We start from the raw sequence: 2865 nt of genomic DNA, 5'->3' as shown, positions 1-2865 counted from the left end.
GGAAGTGATGTCGGTGAAATCTATGCAATCTCCGCGTACTCGGTTGACCCCGGTATTTCCAACCATTAATATCCCGAGTTTTCCTTCCCCTTCAGCTTCCGCTCTCATCAGTCTTGCGAGTAAGCTCACATCTGCTTCGTTGTAGGGAATAACAGCCACGCTGTCACCTCACTTTACTACCGGCATGAAAGGTTGTTCTCTAACACTATATGTAAGTTGACCACCGGGATATGAATAAAAATGTCAGGTAGTCCTTTTGTTTATAGTCATGTAAGATGAATGAAAAATCTTGCTAATAAGTAAATAAATGGTAGAAGGAGGCAGTAAGGCGTTACTTATTTGAGTTTAGGACGTTATTTGTTTAAGGTAGGTCGCTATGGAATTGAGATAAGTCATTACTTAAGCCAGTTACGACACTATATTTTAGCTTTGCCGTTGGAAAAAAAGGCTATAGGGATGAAAGGTAAATAGAGAGACCATTTTCAGCAGAGCATTAATGAATTTCGTCCTCACATCAGACTCATGGATCGTGGCGTAAATATGGGGGTACTCTAGGAGTTATTGTTTTGTTGTGGGTAATCGTCTTAAGAGAAATAGAGTTATCTCTATCCTATATATACATAAGAAAAACGCTCAAGATGGTAACCTGAGCGTTTTTCTTAATAAATCTATACATGTAGGAATTGCTCGACTGCTTCAGGCTTCAGAATGTTTCCGATGTAGAATGAACCGAAGTCCCCATAACGGGAGGTTACTTCATCAAAGCGCATCTCATAAACAAGTTTTTTAAACTGAAGAACGTCGTGGGCAAATAGAGTTACGCCCCATTCCCAATCGTCAAAACCGATGGAACCAGTAATGATCTGGCGGATTTTACCTGCATACTGGCGTCCAGTCATTCCGTGAGCGTACATTAGCTTCGCGCGGTCTTCTTTTTCGAGAACATACCAGTTGTCGTTCCCTTGACGGCGTTTATCCATTGGATAGAAGCAAATATGGTTCCACTTCGGAAGAGTCGGCTTTAAGCGTGCCTGAATTTCAGGGTCATCTTCGTTCGTGTTGCCCATATAATTGGATAATTCAACGACGGAAACATAGGAGTATGAAGGTGTCGTAAATTCAGCAAGCTTGGTTTTATTAAAAGCTGTTTCAATATTGTTCAGCTCTTCCATCGTCGGACGCAGAATCATCATCATGAAGTCTGCTTTCTGGCCAACGATTGTATATAAAGCGTGACTTCCTTCTTTAGCTTTTTCAGTGCTTTCCCATTTTTCGATCAGCTGGTGGAATTCATGAATGGCTTCTTCACGTTCTTCCGGGCTTGCATATTTCCAAGCGGTCCAGTCCATAGAACGGAAATCATGCAGGCAATACCAACCATCCATCGTAACTACTGCTTCTGGCATGGTGATCGCTCCTTTGTATATAAAGTGTTGTGTTAGAAAACTTCCTTCCCCAATATAACACAGTTGCTCTGTCTCCTTCATGAAATCTCCTCGGAGTTCAACAAACTGTTTAATTTAAATGGGATTTTTACATGATTTACATGCAATTAGGGTAAAGTGAGAAATGAAATCGCTTCATTATAAAAATTCTGAACGAACTACTTTCATTTATACACGAAAGGTCTTATCATGTATAACAGAAATGAAAAATGGAGGGTTAATCATGAGTAACCTATTTGAGACTTTGAAAGCGAAAATTGACGGTAAAGGCAAGAAGGTCGTCTTTCCTGAAGGTTTAGATGAACGTATTTTAACCGCTGTCAGTCAACTGGGTACAGAGGGTATGCTTACACCTGTACTAGTCGGAGATAAAGAAAAAATAGAACAGAAGGCGTCTGAAATCGGAGTGGATATTTCCTCTTCTGAAATTCTTGATCCTGCGAACTACGATGCTTATGACGAAATGGTTGCAAATTTCGTTGAACGCCGTAAAGGAAAAGCTACGGAAGAAAAAGCGCGTGAGATTCTTCAGGATGAGAATTATTTCGGTACGATGCTTGTTTACATGGGTAAAGCAGACGGTTTAGTTAGTGGTGCAGCCCACTCTACAGCAGACACCGTCCGTCCTGCTCTTCAAATCATCAAGACGAAACTTGGCATTAAGAAAACGTCCGGCGTCTTTATCATGGTTCGTGAAGAGGAGAAGTATGTGTTTGCTGACTGTGCGATCAACATTAATCCGGACAGTCAGGACCTGGCTGAAATTGCGCTTGCAAGTGCGGAAACTGCTCAATTGTTCGACATCGATCCGAAAGTTGCTATGTTAAGCTTCTCTACCCGCGGTTCTGCTAAATCTCCAGAAACTGAAAAAGTTACAGAAGCGTTAAAGCTTGCGAAGGAGCAAAACTCTAATCTGTTGATCGACGGTGAATTCCAGTTTGATGCTGCGTTTGTTCCGTCTGTAGCTGAGAAGAAAGCGCCGGATTCTCCATTGAAAGGGGAAGCGAACACTTTCGTATTCCCTAGTCTAGAAGCAGGAAACATCGGATATAAAATTGCCCAGCGTCTAGGAAACTTTGATGCAGTTGGTCCGATTCTTCAAGGTCTTAACCAACCCGTGAACGACCTATCCCGTGGCTGTAACGCTGATGACGTGTACAAGCTCGCACTTATTACAGCAGCACAATCTGTATAATTTGATTAACAAAAATGGCCACCAAATGCGGTGGCCATTTTTTTGGTCATCAAAGCGACAATCAAGGTTATTGAGCATAAGTGCAGGATTATGGAAGACTAGATTTCGAGATGTTTATGTAGTTTTAGGGTCGTTGGGGAAGGGCTCGCTTTCCTGTGGGGGAACCGGCGAGCTTCCTCGGGCTGTGCCCTGTGGGATCTCGCCTACTTCCTTCTCCCACGGGAG

2 protein-coding genes and 1 pseudogene are annotated in these 2865 nt (G+C 42.5%); 1 reads left to right on the top strand and 2 read right to left on the bottom strand.

Translation table 11 applies throughout. The features are described 5' to 3' along the window. Positions 1–159, bottom strand: a pseudogene (locus tag LD39_RS22335) (cell wall hydrolase); the annotation flags it as partial. 509 nt (positions 160–668) lie between these two features. Then, complete coding sequence (gene hemQ / locus LD39_RS19960; protein WP_035552611.1) at positions 669–1406, bottom strand: hydrogen peroxide-dependent heme synthase; 738 nt, start codon at positions 1404–1406, stop codon at positions 669–671. Between the two features lie 262 nt (positions 1407–1668). Here hemQ and pta point away from each other — a divergent pair, with 262 nt between their 5' ends. Next, positions 1669–2640 carry a phosphate acetyltransferase gene (gene pta, locus LD39_RS19955; protein WP_035552608.1) on the top strand — a complete coding sequence of 324 codons (972 nt, stop codon included), beginning with the start codon at positions 1669–1671 and terminating at the stop codon, positions 2638–2640. The last annotated feature ends 225 nt before the right edge of the window (positions 2641–2865 follow it).

The organism is Halobacillus sp. BBL2006 (genome assembly GCF_000786645.1).
Taxonomy (GTDB): domain Bacteria; phylum Bacillota; class Bacilli; order Bacillales; family Halobacillaceae; genus Halobacillus.
Note: the sequence above shows the minus strand (reverse complement) of the source record. Positions and strands in the feature narration are given on the sequence as shown.